Origin of the sequence: Acinetobacter sp. RF15B, assembly GCF_007558235.1 — a bacterium.
In the GTDB taxonomy this organism is placed as follows: domain Bacteria; phylum Pseudomonadota; class Gammaproteobacteria; order Pseudomonadales; family Moraxellaceae; genus Acinetobacter; species Acinetobacter lwoffii_C.
Map to the genome: position 1 here is coordinate 134,613 of NZ_VLSR01000002.1, position 15,694 is coordinate 150,306.

11 protein-coding genes are annotated in these 15,694 nt (G+C 42.8%); 3 read left to right on the forward strand and 8 right to left on the reverse strand.

Annotated elements, in window-relative coordinates:
* The first annotated feature begins 11 nt into the window (after nucleotides 1–11).
* Complete coding sequence (locus tag E2K74_RS02010; protein ID WP_151206078.1) at nucleotides 12–2,228, forward strand: Ig-like domain-containing protein; 2,217 nt, start codon at nucleotides 12–14, stop codon at nucleotides 2,226–2,228.
* Nucleotides 2,229–2,285: 57 nt separating this feature from the next.
* Here the strand turns inward: E2K74_RS02010 and E2K74_RS02015 are convergent, their stop codons facing one another.
* From E2K74_RS02015 to ahpC, 8 genes are all read right to left on the reverse strand, one after another.
* Nucleotides 2,286–2,924 (reverse strand): DUF2238 domain-containing protein, encoded by a 639-nt coding sequence (locus E2K74_RS02015; protein ID WP_151206079.1) that lies wholly within the window; start codon nucleotides 2,922–2,924, stop codon nucleotides 2,286–2,288.
* A gap of 82 nt (nucleotides 2,925–3,006) precedes the next feature.
* Nucleotides 3,007–4,395: an adenylosuccinate lyase gene (gene purB, locus E2K74_RS02020; protein ID WP_151206080.1), complete on the reverse strand. Its 1,389-nt coding sequence runs from the start codon at nucleotides 4,393–4,395 to the stop codon at nucleotides 3,007–3,009.
* A gap of 54 nt (nucleotides 4,396–4,449) precedes the next feature.
* Entirely contained in the window at nucleotides 4,450–5,181 is a 732-nt protein-coding gene (hflD, locus tag E2K74_RS02025) for a high frequency lysogenization protein HflD (protein ID WP_151203893.1), read from the reverse strand.
* Between the two features lie 13 nt (nucleotides 5,182–5,194).
* Nucleotides 5,195–6,331 (reverse strand): tRNA 2-thiouridine(34) synthase MnmA, encoded by a 1,137-nt coding sequence (gene mnmA, locus E2K74_RS02030; RefSeq protein ID WP_151206081.1) that lies wholly within the window; start codon nucleotides 6,329–6,331, stop codon nucleotides 5,195–5,197.
* A 4-nt stretch (nucleotides 6,332–6,335) separates the two neighbouring features.
* Nucleotides 6,336–6,821 (reverse strand): NUDIX hydrolase, encoded by a 486-nt coding sequence (locus tag E2K74_RS02035; protein WP_151203891.1) that lies wholly within the window; start codon nucleotides 6,819–6,821, stop codon nucleotides 6,336–6,338.
* 277 nt (nucleotides 6,822–7,098) lie between these two features.
* Nucleotides 7,099–7,524 carry a hypothetical protein gene (locus tag E2K74_RS02040; RefSeq protein WP_151206082.1) on the reverse strand — a complete coding sequence of 142 codons (426 nt, stop codon included), beginning with the start codon at nucleotides 7,522–7,524 and terminating at the stop codon, nucleotides 7,099–7,101.
* An 818-nt stretch (nucleotides 7,525–8,342) separates the two neighbouring features.
* A complete protein-coding gene (locus tag E2K74_RS02045) occupies nucleotides 8,343–9,290 on the reverse strand; it encodes an IS30 family transposase (RefSeq protein ID WP_151206083.1) in 948 nt (315 codons plus the stop codon).
* 156 nt (nucleotides 9,291–9,446) lie between these two features.
* Nucleotides 9,447–10,010 (reverse strand): alkyl hydroperoxide reductase subunit C, encoded by a 564-nt coding sequence (gene ahpC / locus E2K74_RS02050; protein ID WP_005097370.1) that lies wholly within the window; start codon nucleotides 10,008–10,010, stop codon nucleotides 9,447–9,449.
* A 352-nt stretch (nucleotides 10,011–10,362) separates the two neighbouring features.
* Between ahpC and hrpA the strand changes: the two genes are divergently transcribed.
* Together hrpA and E2K74_RS02060 are read left to right on the forward strand one after the other, a co-directional pair.
* On the forward strand, nucleotides 10,363–14,283 hold the full coding sequence (hrpA, locus tag E2K74_RS02055; protein ID WP_161982761.1) for an ATP-dependent RNA helicase HrpA: 3,921 nt from the start codon (nucleotides 10,363–10,365) through the stop codon (nucleotides 14,281–14,283).
* 30 nt (nucleotides 14,284–14,313) lie between these two features.
* Nucleotides 14,314–15,426 carry a beta-ketoacyl-ACP synthase III gene (locus tag E2K74_RS02060; protein WP_151206084.1) on the forward strand — a complete coding sequence of 371 codons (1,113 nt, stop codon included), beginning with the start codon at nucleotides 14,314–14,316 and terminating at the stop codon, nucleotides 15,424–15,426.
* Nucleotides 15,427–15,694 lie beyond the last annotated feature (268 nt).

Below are 15,694 nucleotides of genomic sequence, written 5' to 3' on the forward strand. Positions count from 1 at the left end.
CCGAGGGAAAAATGACTAGAATCATTGTGATTGCAAAATCTAGCCACACTGTATTACATAATTCACAGACTGCAAAGGTCAATTTAATACAGCCCTCCTATGTAAAAGTTGCCATGCATAAAGAGGATATTGCCTCACTCACACGTGCTGAAAATAATTGTATTATTACCTTGAAAAATGGTCAGGTCATTGTCATTGAAAACTTCTTTATAGATGATATTGGTGAAAATAATATTTTATTATTTAATGGGACACTCAGCGAATATGAACAGGCCGAGTTTGATATTCATGGTGAATTTATTGATTACACGCCTGTCAATGAAAAGCTGCAAAATGTCCGCTCAGAAACAGTAGCGCCTGATAGCAATACGCAAATGCAAACCGCTACTGCCAATCCAACAACTCCTCCAGAGGAAGATGACTCTCCTTCGCTATTAAAGGCAGGTCTGGCCGTTCTTGCAGCTGAGGCAGCATATTTGGTGGCATTTAAAGATGATGGGGATAGCAAAGATAAAAATATCGACCGAATTCCGCCCATTAAACCAACAGCTAAGTTAGATGAAGACGGAAAAGTCATTACAGGACAGGCAGAAGCTGGTTCAATCGTTTACGTGAAAGATGCCAATGGGGAAATTCTGGGTCAAGCACAGGCAGATAGTGATGGTAATTATGAAATCACTCTAGATCGCCCGGTTACAGATGGTGAAAAGGTTGATGTATTTGCAAAAGATTCGGCCGGGAATGAATCACAAAAACAAGTGGTGACAGGAAACAAAGATACTATTGCGCCTGATGCAGCCAATGCTCAAGTGAATGATGATGGGAGTATGGTATTCGGTTATGCAGAAGCAGGTACAAAGGTCTATTTATATACAGCAGATGGAGAACTTGGACCAGTGACTGTTGCGCCAGACGGGAGTTTTAGCCTGTCTGTCAAGCCTGCACTCAAGCCCGGAGAAACTGCAAAAGTGGTTGTTGAAGATGAAGCAGGGAATCGTTCAGAAGAGAGTAGTGTTGAAATTGGCCAAGATACATTAGCACCTGATCAGCCTAAATTTGAAGTCAAAGAAGATGGCAGCTCGCTTAAAGGGCAGGCAGAAGCAAATTCAACAATTGAAATTAAAGATAGCAATGGCAACCTGATTGGCAGGGGCCAAGCCAATGATCAGGGCGATTTTGAAATCATATTAAACCCGGCATTGGCAGAAGGAGAAACAGCCAGTATTACGGTTAAAGATGCAGCGGGCAATACCTCCAAACCGATGGGTATTACTGCAGGTCAAGATAATATTGCACCCGATGCACCTAGTGTAACGTTAAATGAACAAGGTACTGAAATAACCGGTCAAGCAGAACCGGGTTCAAGAATTGAAATTCGAAAAGGTAATAGTTTGTTGGGCTTTGGTACAGTGGATGAAGATGGAAACTATACAATTAAACTCTCACCTGCATTGACAGATGGCGAGCTTGCCAAAGTATATGCTATCGATGCAGCGGGTAATCAATCTGATCCGATCGATATAAGAGGCAGCAAAGATACTGAAGCACCCTCTGCACCATTTTTATCTAAAGTATATGATGATACGGGTGAGAGTGAAGTTTCCATTAAATCCGGTGGCAGCACTCAAGATGGTACTCCTGTTTTTGAAGGAACAGGTGAGAAATATGCAACGATTACCATTTATCAAAATGGCGTAGCGATTGCCACTGTTGAAGTGGGGGCGGACCGTAAATGGACCTATACGCCTGAACTTGACTTGGACCCTGGAAAATATAGCTATTCATTCAGTCAAACCGATCTTGCAGGAAACATTAGCGATAAAAGTGCTGCATTTGAATTTACTGTAGAAGCTGTAGACCCGGAAACGCTATTGGCGGATACTACAGGTGTTAATGAGGAGTTGACCAGTGCAGCTTCACAGCTTGTGGCTTTAGAGTTACTACTGAACGATTCTGCCCAAACCGAGATAAATGCTGTTGAAGAGCAAGAGTTCGATATTCATTCACTGCTAAGTCGCGATGATGTGATTTCGTTTAATCACACCGAAATTGATTTAGAGTCACTGAATTTAGATAAAGTGGTGATGGATGACTTCGCAGCAGAGGGAGCATTAGCAGGGAAATCAACTGAGCCGATGGCAGTTTCGCAATCTGTGCAGATGGCTGATTTAACCCATGTGAGGATGGATCTAGACGAGTTACAACACCCAAGCTGGGCTTTTGTCTAAAGTGAAACGATCTCTATGAATCACACCGCTAAATAAATTATTGAGAATTAAAAGCATTCAATCGAGTGCTTTTTTATTGCCGTGTAATAGTTGAATTAGGCCAGTAATGATGGCGCCAATGGTTGCCAGTAACATATCTTTGTGCGCATCCCAGATATCACCCTGTTGCCCATTATAATTTTCCGCTTCTTCAGGAGATAAACTGACAGCAATCCACCATTCCAGCCATTCATACAATAGACTGCTAGCAATAACAAATTGAATTACCAGCAGAAAAATCACCTTGGGTTTCAGTGTAGGAAGCCAGACTTGAAACAGGCGATAGAAAAAAGGGTAGAGCAATAGACCGTAAGCAATATGAACCAGACGGTCATACATATTACGTGACCAGCCCATGAATTGATTTAAATCCAAATGCAATAGCTGTTGAATCCAGTCATTATAGGGAACAAAAGAATAAAGATAGTGCGCCCCGATCATATGAATCAATAAAAAAAGCAGATAAAAAATAAAACAGGAGAAACTGAGTCCAATTTTCTTGAGGCTCACCAGCAGGGCAATCAGCATCAAAACTGTACCGGCCTGATGAAGCATATAAGCAAATAATTCAAGCGGTTGAATACTCGCAAGCACAAGCGCAATGGCGAAGAAACCTAAGCTCAGCCAGTGTTTTAAGCTAAGTTGATATTCAATCATCTTATTATTTTCAGTGATCTATTGATGGAATTATAATAAAAAAACGAAGCCGAGGCTTCGTTTTTTTTCAATCTAACTTAGCTTAGATTTTAGAAATCAGTTCTTTTACTTGTTTGGCTTGAGCTGCTGCATTACCCGTATAAGTTGCTGGCGTCATTTCAGCTAAACGGGCACGGTCAGCAGCAGGTACAGCTTCTAATTCGTTACCATTTACAAAATCCACCATCATGTCGCGAGTCATGGCTTGACCACGAGTAAGAGCTTTTAATTTTTCGTACGGTTTTTCAACATTGTAACGACGCATTACAGTTTGAATCGGTTCAGCCAGAACTTCTTGAGCATTGTCTAAGTCTTCAAGAATACGGTCAGCATTCAATTCAAGTTTACCAATTCCTTTAGAGCAAGCTTCAAAAGCAATTAAGCTTTGTGCAAAACCCACACCCATGTTACGCAGTACAGTTGAGTCAGTTAAGTCACGTTGCCAGCGAGAAATCGGAAGTTTTTCACCCAAGTGAGCAAGAACAGCGTTTGCAATACCCAGATTACCTTCAGAGTTTTCAAAGTCGATTGGGTTAACTTTGTGCGGCATGGTTGAAGAACCTACTTCGCCTTCTTTTAAACGCTGTTTGAAGAAGCCGAGAGAGATATAGCCCCAAACGTCACGGTTAAAGTCGATCAGGATCGTATTGAAACGACGTAGCGCATCAAAAAGCTCGGCCATGTAATCATGTGGCTCAATTTGCGTGGTGTACGGATTGAAGGTTAAGCCTAAAGATTCAACAAATGCTTGTGAGTGAGCAGGCCAGTTGATGTCTGGATAAGCTGAAAGATGAGCATTGTAGTTACCTACTGCACCGTTAATTTTACCTAGCAATTCAACATTTTGGAACTGTTTGATTTGACGTGCAAGGCGGTAAGCCACGTTCGCCATTTCTTTACCCAGCGTAGTTGGGCTTGCAGTTTGACCATGGGTACGTGACAACATTGGTTGTTCGGCATGCTGTTCTGCCAAAGCAACGATTGAATCAATGATTTGCTGCATGGCATTGACCAGCACTTCACGGCCATTTTTCAACATGAGCGCATGAGACAGGTTATTAATGTCTTCAGAAGTACAGGCAAAGTGAATGAACTCACCAGCATTTTTCAATTCATCAATATGGGCAATCTGTTCTTTTAAAAAGTACTCAACCGCTTTTACGTCATGGTTGGTGGTACGTTCAATTTCTTTAATACGGTTGGCATTATCTTCAGAGAAGTTGCTAACAATAGCATCCAGTGCAGCATTTGTTTCAGCTGAAAAAGCTGGAACTTCAGTAATTTCAGGATGGTTTGCAAGCGCTTGTAACCAACGCACTTCAACAGTTACACGAGCATGGATTAAACCAAACTCAGAAAGAAAAGGACGGAGAGCATCACATTTGCTCGCATAGCGTCCATCTAGTGGAGAAAGTGCAGTTAAAGCGTTCATATTGATTCCTTAGATCTTGGAATTAAACGAAAAATGAAAAGCGCATCAGCTCGGTTAAGTCACCTGAAACTGAAGACGTGCCAGATTTTGAATATCTTGAAGTAACTTGCGTTTACCAAAGACCATGCCCCATGAGCTGCCGCCGAGCTGGCGCCACAAATGCGCCATTTGCAAGCCGGTAAACAGGGATGCACGAATACGGTTGGTATGACCTGAATCTTTGAAAGCCTGAGCATTGCCTCGTACCATGATGCGCGGATTAATCTGTCCGGCAGTCTCTACATAGGTTTGGGCAAGATTGGCAATAATGCTGGGATGCATATAATTATTATCAAAGAAAGAGAGCTGTCTTAAGATTTTCTGTTGAGATTGTTCAATAATTTCAACAAACTTGGGATTGCTATACACTTTTTTTTCTAATTGTAATAGCGCCATGGCATAGGACATGGGGAGTTTGGTATTGGAAAGTTTAGGTAATCTGGATTTCGGCGAGGTATTAAAGGGCTGGGTAATGCTACTTTCTAAAGCCTTTAAGCCGAGGGAAATATCGGCCAGCTGATTAAAGAAGTCCAGGGTTTGGGTATTGGATTGACCACTGGGACGAATATTTAAACTGGCTTTAATCAACTGTTCAAAATAAAAGTTACCGCTTTCACCAATACTCTGCTGACCCGTCATCGCTGTCATATGCGTCAGCTGGGTGGCCTGAAAAACTGCCGCCAACGCCAACACACGATTTTGGCGAATATTCAGAGTCTGAGGCTGTTGAAACGGTAACTCTGCCATGCCGAGACCATCCTTATGCAATAAAATCCGGTTTAGGAGCATTAGTGTGGTGAATCACGCCGCCCCCTAAACATACTTCACCTGAATAAAACACAACACTTTGACCTGGTGTCACTGCACGCTGTGATTCATCAAATTCAACGCGTACACCATTTGGTGTATTCGGGTCTTTATAAATAGTACAGGCTTGGTCAGGCTGACGGTAGCGGGTTTTTGCCGTACAGCGGAAACCCGATTCAGGAATGTCCTGTTCACCTGCAACCCATTCAATGGCTTCACTCCACAGCATGGTGCTGTGCATGAGTGGATGTTCATGACCCTGACCAATCACCAGACGGTTGTTTTCAATATCTTTATGCAGTACAAACCAGGCACCTTCTTCTGCACCCTTCATACCGCCAATACCGATCCCGCCGCGTTGACCGAGCGTATAGTACATTAAGCCGTGGTGATCACCAACCTCTTTGCCATCCTCAAGGACGATTTTTCCAGGTTGAGCTGGTAAATACTGCTTCAAGAAGTCATTAAAACGACGCTCACCAATAAAGCAGATGCCGGTTGAATCTTTTTTCTTGGCTGTTGCAAGACCCTGTTCTTCCGCAATTTTACGTACTTCCGGCTTTTCAATTTCACCTACCGGGAATAAGGTCTTGTTGATTTCACGACCATACACAGCATGCAGGAAATAAGTCTGGTCTTTGTTGTTGTCTACACCGCGTAATAAAGGCGCATACTGATCACCTTTAGAATTGGTCATGGTTTCACCACGGCGGCAATAATGGCCGGTTGCAATAAAGTCTGCGCCTAAATTCACCGCATGGTCTAAAAAGGCACGAAACTTAATTTCTTTATTGCACAGAATATCCGGATTAGGGGTACGACCAGCTGCATATTCCGCCAGAAAATGTTCAAATACGCGGTCCCAGTATTCCATGGCGAAGTTGGCAGTGTGCAGCTTGATGCCGATCTTGTCACAAACGGCTTGTGCATCTGCCAGATCTTCCATGGCTGTACAATATTCCGTGCCGTCATCTTCTTCCCAGTTTTTCATGAAAAGACCTTCAACCTGATAACCTTGTTGAAGAAGTAATGCGGCAGAAACAGAAGAGTCTACACCACCAGACATACCGACGATGACACGTTGTTGCATGGGATTAGGCATCCAAATTTGAAATTAAGGGAGAATTCTGGTGCTCGTAAATGAGCGATAAAGGATAGCGTTTTCCTGCCTGAGCATCTTGCACCGCTTTTAGTACTAAGGGGCTGCGGGCACGGGCTGTTTCAATCAGTTCATCTGGCGTCATCCAGACTGCACGGACAATACCGGTATCGAGTTCAGCCTGTTCATCATAACTTATCGTTTCGGCCTTCAAGCAGAAACGATAGTAGGTCCGATCTGGAAACATGGGCGGAGTATAAGTATAGATACCGATCAGATCGGTGATCTGAACCTGATAGCCGGTTTCTTCCTGAGTTTCACGAATAGCTGCTTCGACAATGGTTTCACCTGCTTCCACATGACCGGCAGGCTGATTGAATACAGTATGGCTAACCGCTTCTGTATGTTCTTCGACAAACAGAAATTTTCCATCTTTTTCAACGACAGTCGCGACAGTAACGTGAGCAGTCCAAGCAGTCATAAAACGCACCATGGCAGGAAAAGCCCTATTCTACAAAATTTAGCAAGACGTGGCTATGTGAGATGAGTTTTTCTTTGGCGCTTTGGCCAGGTTTTACTTTTTTAAATAATTGAGCATTACCAGCAAAAGGGTGCAAGCTGATAAATCATAAAAAAAGCCTAATTAAAAGGGGCTTTGGGGGGGAAGTGATCAAGGGAAAGTATTCTGATGAATGATTTCTTGGGAGTATAAAAATGTTGTTTTTAAATAAAATCCAGCATTTTGATTAAGCCGTGTGCTAAATACGCTGTGCTTTTTTATCTTTTAGGCCAATAAGAAATACCCAATAACAGATGCCGGGAAATAGAGCCATTAAAATAGTGGAAATATTGCTATACATTTTCCACCATTGCTCAGGAATTTGGCCTGTATGAGTCCAGGAAAAAAGAATAAAAAATGGCGTGGCAATGAAGAGAGTGCTAATACAGATGGTGAGTAAATTAAGCAGATTATAGCGATTTAAAGTAGCAGAGAGTAAAAAGCTGAAAGGAACTGTTAAAATGCAATAGGCTAAATAAACCAGACCATGCCCTATAAAAACAACGAAAATAGAATATAAGTCATATTCACGATTCATAATGATAAAAAACCATGCAGTGAAGAAAAGTAAGGGTATCGGAGCAAGCAACAGGGCTTTTACTATTTTTTCATTTGAGTATGTCATAAGCTTAATTCTCTTTTTTTATTCAATCGTTCTTTATTATCACTATAACTACGCTTACAAAGAGCAGGGGAGCTTTCATTGAATATAATGAAAAGATGATTATTTATCTATTTTTTAAACTAATTTCTAATATTCAATCATTAAAACGCCTAAAACACTTAATCTTGGTTTTTTATCTGGTGATTCAGATTCTTGCATCTGAATTTCTTATTACTAGTCGATGAGTTGGGACTGTTTTGTAGGTTTTGACTCACATCAGACTTGGCCTTTGACGGCTATCTGAAAGGCTAAAGTTTTTCTATGATGAGCTATCAGGAATAGGATATTCCAGAGAATAACAAGAGATAGGCATAAAAAGAGTAAGGTAGGACAGGAGTTATACCGAACAACCAATATGAAAAACCCCGGCAGGATGCTGGGGTTTTTCTTGTCTGAAGGATTTTGATCTCACATCAACGCTACTGAATTAATATGTAGAAACCCTCATATTTAATACTTTTAGAGTTTAATGAGAAGAATATAAATAAAAAACTGATCGCGGCATTCATGGGTTTTATGATTGCGATTTGCCCGATGCTTTTATTATTTCCTAACCCTTCAATAGTTGCCATTATTTGTGCTAGTGCGATTCCTGTTTATTGCTCTGGCAGGGAGGAAGGAATATGAGCAGCTGGATATTTGAAAAGTCGATGTGTCGAGCCTTTAAGCGATGATTTGAAAAATTTTCATACGCAGTAAGTTTAAAGAGGTTCTCAATTATGGCTTGGCACTTTCACATCATGGCTAACCGGATAAAGTAAAATTTTTATCTTTAAATCTTAGATTAGCATTTGAAGTGCAACACCATGTTGTTGCCATAATACCTGACTCGGACTTTTAAAGCCGAGTCTTTTTCTTGGACGATGATTCAAGCGTTGAGTAATTTCTGCAATATATGCATCCGTATAGTCATTCAAGTCACTGCCTTTTCTAATATATTGTCTGATCAATCCATTCGTATTTTCATTTGTTCCACGCTGCCAGGCGCTATAGGGATCAGCGAAATACCAGTCGACATCTAATTCCTGAGCAGCATACTCATGCAGGCTGAACTCTTTACCATTGTCCGCGGTAATTGTTTTTAGGTGTGCTTTGATCGGTTTCAATAATCTGATCGTAGCCTGGCAAACTTCCTCAGCCTTGCGCGTGCTGCACTTTTTCAGCCAAAGATAACCTGTCTTCCGATCTACAATTGAAACCAGGGATTGTTGGTGGTTCTTGCCAACTATCGTATCTATTTCCAAATCACCAAAGCGAGAGCGCTGCTCAATCTCAGCAGGTCGATCGTGAATGCTTTTGCGGTTTGTCAGTTGGCCACGAGTCTCAATGGAGCCATATTTCCTCTTTCTTTGATTTCTGAAACGTAAGTTGCGGAAGAGCACACCACCTCTGCTTTTATCCTGCTGTATAAACCTGTATATGGAATGCAGACTGACTGAAACATGAGAAGCAATCTGTTCGGGACTCCATTGGAGATCAAGATAAGCAATGACCTGTACCCAAGTATCATAAGGGATTCTTTTAGGATTAGGACAATGCCGTCTGCGAGCTAATTTATTGGCATGTTTAGCGAAATAACCATTCCTTGCTCTATTGCGTGCTATTTCTCTGGAAATAGTGGAAGGTGAGCGATTTAGCCTCCAGGCAATATAACGCTTAGAAAAACCTTCACGTAACAATGTAGAAATCTGATATCTTTCTTCTTGAGTAAGATGAGTATAGTTCATGATGCAACTTTGACTTTGGTCGGTCGGAAGCAAAATGCTAGCTCATCTTGCTTCCTTCCAATAATTTAATCTCTGTTGCACTTCATTTGAGAATCCAAGAATAAAAAAAACCACGCAAAAAGCGTGGTTTTTTTAATCAGTTCAATCTAATACAAATTAGATTTTACCAACTAGGTCGATTGAAGGAGCAAGAGTTGCATCGCCTTCTTTCCATTTAGCTGGGCAAACTTCGCCTGGGTGAGCGTGTACATATTGAGCTGCTTTAACTTTACGAAGAAGTTCTTGAGCATCACGACCGATACCACCCGCATTGATTTCAACGATCTGGATTTTACCTTCTGGATCAATCACGAAAGTACCACGGTCAGCAAGACCATCAGCTTCGATTAATACGTCGAAGTTTTTAGCAAGAGTCCAGTTCGCATCACCAACCATAACGTATTGGATTTTTTTGATTTCTTCTGAAGAATCATGCCAAGCTTTGTGCGTGAAGTGAGTGTCAGTAGAAACTGAATAAATTTCAACACCTAACTTTTGGAATTCAGCATAGTTATCAGCAAGGTCACCTAGTTCAGTTGGGCAAACAAAAGTGAAGTCAGCTGGATAGAAGAATACAACAGACCATTTTCCTTTCAGGTCAGCTTCAGTTACTTCGATAAATTGACCATTTTGGAATGCAGTTGCTTTAAATGGTTTAACTTCAGTATTAATTAAGCTCATCATTGTCTCCATGATTGAGGTTTGTATTTAATTTCCAAAAGGATAACGGATTTTTTGTTATTGCTGAAACAGTATTTTTACATTATTAAGATCGGAAAAACCGAATTAACTAATATAAAGTTTACAATTCCACCAAATCTGATTTTTTGATCTATTCAATCACCTAAAGATGATAACTGAATGACAAAAAAGCAGTTCTTCAGCCTGCCTAAGAAGATGAAGGTTGAGGCCCTAAAATTCAAGGGTCAAATTGAGGAAATTATAAAAATATTCAAAAATCCCAAGCTTCCGCTGACTGGCAATACAGCGTAAAATAGCAGTTTATTGTCTTTTTATATTAGGTGTTTTCTCAGTGCAGAGTCCTTTAAATGTAGATCAGCTCGTTATGGCGCGCGACCGCCATCGTTTAAATCGACTCCAAAAAGGTAAAGATGCGAATCTAAAACAATACGAAGAATTATTTGAAAAATCGCATGCCAAAGTCATGCAGCGTATTGAGCGTATCCCTGAGACTAACCTCAATCAGGATCTGCCTGTCAGCCAGTATGCTGACAAGCTGATTGAAGCCATCCAGCAGCATCAGGTGATTATTGTAGCGGGTGAAACCGGTTCAGGTAAGACCACGCAGTTACCTCAGATTGCGATGCTGGCGGGTCGGGGGCTGACGGGTCTGATTGGTCATACCCAGCCACGGCGTCTGGCTGCCCGCAGTGTTTCGCAACGTATTGCCGAAGAGGTTGGGGAAAAACTGGGAGAATCTATTTCCTTTAAAGTCCGTTTTAACGAGCAGGGTTCACAGGACTCTATAGTTCGTTTGATGACTGACGGTATTTTACTGGCAGAGCTGGCCCACGACCGTTTCCTGACCAAATATGACACCATCATTATTGATGAAGCTCATGAGCGCTCGCTGAATATCGACTTTATCATGGGCTATCTCAAGCAGCTATTGCCACGTCGTAAAGATTTAAAAGTTATCATCACTTCTGCAACGCTGGATGTAAACCGTTTTAGTGATTACTTTAATGGTGCACCAGTTTATGAAGTGGAAGGGCGCAGCTATCCGGTCGAAGTCCGCTATCGTCCGATTTCAGAAATGAGCATTGCCGGTAGTGATGATGATGAGTTTGATGACTTTGAGGAAAACCTGCCGCGTGCTGTGGTTCGGGCCGTTGAAGAGTGTTTTGAAGATGCGCAGGAAAAAGGTCATCCTGAACATGCCGATATCCTGATTTTTGCCAGTACTGAACAGGAAATCCGTGAGCTGCAGGAGACTTTACAGAAACATGGTCCAAGGCATACCGAAGTTCTCCCTTTATATGCCCGGCTGGCGTTGGCTGACCAGCAAAAAATCTTCAATCCTTCCGGTGGGGGACGACGGATTATCATTGCAACCAACGTGGCAGAGACGGCACTGACCGTTCCGAATATCCGTTATGTAATTGATAGCGGTTTTGCTCGTATTTCACGCTACAACTATCGTTCACGGGTGCAGCGTTTACCGATTGAAGCTGTTTCCCAGGCGGCTGCCAATCAGCGTAAGGGGCGTTGTGGCCGTATTGCGCCAGGTGTCTGTATCCGTCTATATAGTGAAGAAGACTTTTTAAGCCGCCCTGAGTTTACCGAGCCGGAAATTAAACGGACCAACTTGGCCTCGGTGATTTTGCAGATGCAGAGTCTGGGCCTGGGCTCCCTGGAAAATTTCGATTTTATCGAGCCGCCTGATCATCGTCTGGTTAATGATGGCCGTAAGCTGCTGGTTGAATTAGGAGCGATGACTGAGAAAGGTTCTTCTAAAGTGACTGAAGAAAAGCCATCGGCGACTTCTTCCGCTTTAAAAAAAGGAGGAACACAAGGTGGATTAACCAAAATCGGTCAGCAGATGGCAAAAATGCCGATTGACCCGCGTCTGGCACGGATGATTCTCGGTGGTGCGCATTTTGGTGCGCTGAATGAAGTGCTGGTTATTGTTGCAGCCTTGGCTGTACAAGATCCGCGTGAGCGCCCCGCAGACAAGCAGATGCAGGCTGATCAGAAACATGCATTATTCCGTGAAGCAGATTCCGACTTTCTGTTTTATTTAAAACTCTGGGAAGCCCTGCACAATAACCGCGAAAGCATGAGTGAAAATAAACGCCGTAGTTTTGCGCGTAATCATTTCCTTAGCTGGTTACGTCTGCGTGAGTGGAAGAAAACCCATGAGCAGCTGGTGGATTTGGCCAAAGGATTAAAGCTGTCTTTTAATGAAAAGAAAACCAGTTATGAGAATCTGCACCGCGCGCTTTTAACTGGTTTACTCTCTTTCATTGCCAATAAGACCGATGAACGCAATGTATTTATGGCAGTGCGTCAGCAAAAGGCACGTATTTTCCCGGCTTCGACCTTACATAAAACCAATACGCCTTGGGTCATGGCCTTTGAAATGGTCGAAACTTCACAGGTGTATTTGCGTACCTTGGCGAAGATTGAACCAGAATGGATTTTGCTGGCCGCGCGTGACTTGCTCAAGCATCATTATTTTGAGCCGCACTGGTCGAAAAAAGCCGGCGTGGTCAATGCCTATGACCAGATTTCTTTATTTGGCCTGATTATTGAGCCAAAACGTCCGGTGAATTATGAAAAAGTCGATCAGGCCGCAGCGCACGAGATTTTCCTGCGTGATGCTTTAACCACAGGTCATCTGGGCATCAATCCGCCATTCCTGAAGCATAATCTGCTCAAACTGGAAGAAGTGGAACGGGTTGAAGACAAGTTGCGCCGCCGTGATCTGGTGGTCGATGAAGAAACGATTTACCAGTTTTATGCCTCGAAAGTACCGCCGGAAGTGGCCAGTCGACGCAGTTTTGAAGACTGGCGTGCGACGGTCGAGCCACATGAGCCGCGTTATCTGTTTGTTGATGATGATGCCTTGTGGCTAAATGACCGTCCGACGACACAGCAGTTCCCTGACTATTTGCGTAATGGTGAATTACGTCTGGCCACTAGCTACCGTTTTGATCCAAGTCATGATGAAGATGGGGCGATGGTGAAGATTCCATTACAGGCATTGCCGCAAGTCGATGAAAATGTTTGGTCATGGGGTATTCCGGGTTGGCGTCTGGAGCTGATTGAAGCGCTATTAAAAAGCCTGCCTAAAGAGAAACGCCGTGCTCTGGTGCCAATTCCAGATACAGCGCAAAAGCTGGTCGCCCGGATTGATGCGGTACATTTGCAAGAACATATTTTCAGTTTTCTGGCTTTCCAGTTACGCGGCGAGCAGATCAGCGAAAAAGATTTTAGCTTTGAGCGGGTCGAGCAATACCTGCTGCCACTCATTAAGGTGGTAGATGAAAAAGGCCGTGTGATTGAACAGGGCCGTGATTTGACAGAGTTAAAAGCACGCTGCCGTACAGAAACCCATAGTCCGGTCAAACAGCTGAAAGGTGAATTTAAAACCTTCCCGGAAAATTTTGTTTTTGAAGCCTCGCAAAAAGTCACAGGCGTGATGGTGAAGCAATATCAGGCACTAGTGCCGAGCAAAAAATTTGCTGTGCTGGAACAGAAAGATGAATCTGGTGTGGTCATTCAGACCTTTAATGATCAGGCTGAGGCCGTCAAACAGCATCGGGAAGGAATTATCCGGTTGGTGCACATGCAGCTGGGTGATCTGGTTCGCCAGCTGAAAAAGCAGATTTCCAAACCGTTGGCGCTGGCGTATTCGCCTCTGGGAGACAAAGCCCAGTTAGAGCAAATGTTAGTTTATGCCACACTGCAGATGTCAGTTAAAGAGTTGCCTGTCAATGTGCAAGAGTTTCAAAAAACAGTGGAAGATGTAAAAAAATCTTTCCTGACATATGGGCAAACTGCGCTCAAAGAGATCACGGATATTTATATTCAATGGCAGGAAATTCGTCGTAAACTCCTGGTGCTCGACGCTTCTATATTTGGAAAAAATATTGATGATATTGAGGACCAGCTTGATTTGATGAGTCTTTCTGACTTTGTTTACCAGAAACCATCCGACGTATGGCTGGAATTTCCACGCTATTTGAAAGCCTTGATCTTGCGTTTAGAGCGCTTGCCCAATAACCTACAGAGGGATGATTCCGCCATTGACCAAATTGATCCGTGGATGGAAAAATTATTTAAGTTTAAAAATGACGCTCGCCTTAAAGAATTGTATTTTATGGTCGAGGAGTTAAGGATCTCATTGTTTTCACAACCCATGAAAACGAAAACACCCATTTCTCCAAATCGCCTGCAAAAAGTATGGGAACGTCTGGGAATCAGTTAAGATATAGGTCATTTTGAGAAGGAGTTTTACATGGGCATCCGCATTACAGGTACTGGCTTGTTCCATCCAGAAGAGGTCATTACCAATGAAGAGTTAGTTGAAAGTTTAAATGCTTATGTGGAACTGTATAATCACGAAAATGCCGACAAGATCGCAGCAGGCGAACTGGAAGCGCGTCGTGGTTCTAGCGCAGAATTTATTGAAAAAGCATCAGGTGTACAGCGCCGTTATGTCGTTGAGAAAAGCGGGATTCTAGATCCGAAACGTTTACGTCCAAATTTACGTGAACGTTCAGATAATGAAATCTCACTTCAGGCGGAATGGGGCGTTATTGCTGCTCAACAGGCCATGGAGAATGCCGGTGTAACTGCTGAAGATATTGATATCGTAATTTTGTCATGTTCCAACCTGCAACGTGCTTATCCGGCCGTGGCGATTGAAATCCAGACGGCTTTGGGAATTCAGGGCTATGCGTATGATATGAACGTCGCCTGTTCAGCAGCGACCTTTGGTTTGAAGCAGGCACATGATGCGATCAAAGCGGGCAGCGCACGTCGTGTGTTATTGGTAAATGTGGAAATTACTTCTGCACATACCGATTTCCGTTCACGTGACTGTCACTTTATTTTTGGTGATGTGGCCACCGCTTCCATCATTGAAGATACAGAGACTAAAACCGGTTTTGAAATTGTGGATACCCAGCTTTTTACCCAGTTCTCGAACAATATCCGCAATAACTTTGGTTTCCTGAATCTCTCAGAAAATGCAGATATTGATGATAAGCGTTTCCGTCAGGACGGCCGTAAAGTCTTTAAAGAAGTGTGTCCACTGGTTGCGAAAATGATCACTGCCCAGCTAGAGAAAAACCAGATTGTACCTACAGATGTAAAACGCTTCTGGTTGCACCAGGCCAATGCCAGTATGAATGAACTGATTTTGAAACTGGTGGTGGGCAAAGAAAATGCCAAACCGGGTCTGGTACCGATCATTCTGAATGAATTCGCCAACACCTCTTCTGCAGGGGTAATTATTGCTTTACACCGTACAGCAAATGAAGTTGAAGATGGTGAATATGGCGTGCTGTGTTCATTTGGTGCGGGCTATTCTGTAGGCTCAATCCTGGTACAAAAGCATGTTGCCTAAGCCAGAAGTGCTGTTACAGGTCTACTGTAATGCACATCGCTAATTCATTATATCTAGAGCCTCATTGCGGTTCCGATAATGATGAATAAGGGGTAAAAGAAATATCAAATGGCTATGATCAGTATGCTGATCATGGCCATTGTTATGTGCTGCTATACTCAAATAATGCTTTTCTCAACACTTATCTTTTTGTTTTTAGCCTATGCTGCCGTAATCTATTACCCATGGGCAGACTTTGGAGGAATTGATCAGCTTTCGTGACCGTTCA

Bases quoted from the DNA above. Each gene is read 5' to 3' on its own strand.
- E2K74_RS02010 (WP_151206078.1), top strand. From the start codon at position 12: ATGACTAGAATCATTGTGATTGCAAAATCTAGCCACACTGTATTACAT.
- E2K74_RS02015 (WP_151206079.1), bottom strand. From the start codon at position 2,924: ATGATTGAATATCAACTTAGCTTAAAACACTGGCTGAGCTTAGGTTTC.
- purB (WP_151206080.1), bottom strand. From the start codon at position 4,395: ATGAACGCTTTAACTGCACTTTCTCCACTAGATGGACGCTATGCGAGC.
- hflD (WP_151203893.1), bottom strand. From the start codon at position 5,181: ATGGCAGAGTTACCGTTTCAACAGCCTCAGACTCTGAATATTCGCCAA.
- mnmA (WP_151206081.1), bottom strand. From the start codon at position 6,331: ATGCAACAACGTGTCATCGTCGGTATGTCTGGTGGTGTAGACTCTTCT.
- E2K74_RS02035 (WP_151203891.1), bottom strand. From the start codon at position 6,821: ATGACTGCTTGGACTGCTCACGTTACTGTCGCGACTGTCGTTGAAAAA.
- E2K74_RS02040 (WP_151206082.1), bottom strand. From the start codon at position 7,524: ATGACATACTCAAATGAAAAAATAGTAAAAGCCCTGTTGCTTGCTCCG.
- E2K74_RS02045 (WP_151206083.1), bottom strand. From the start codon at position 9,290: ATGAACTATACTCATCTTACTCAAGAAGAAAGATATCAGATTTCTACA.
- ahpC (WP_005097370.1), bottom strand. From the start codon at position 10,010: ATGAGCTTAATTAATACTGAAGTTAAACCATTTAAAGCAACTGCATTC.
- E2K74_RS02060 (WP_151206084.1), top strand. From the start codon at position 14,314: ATGGGCATCCGCATTACAGGTACTGGCTTGTTCCATCCAGAAGAGGTC.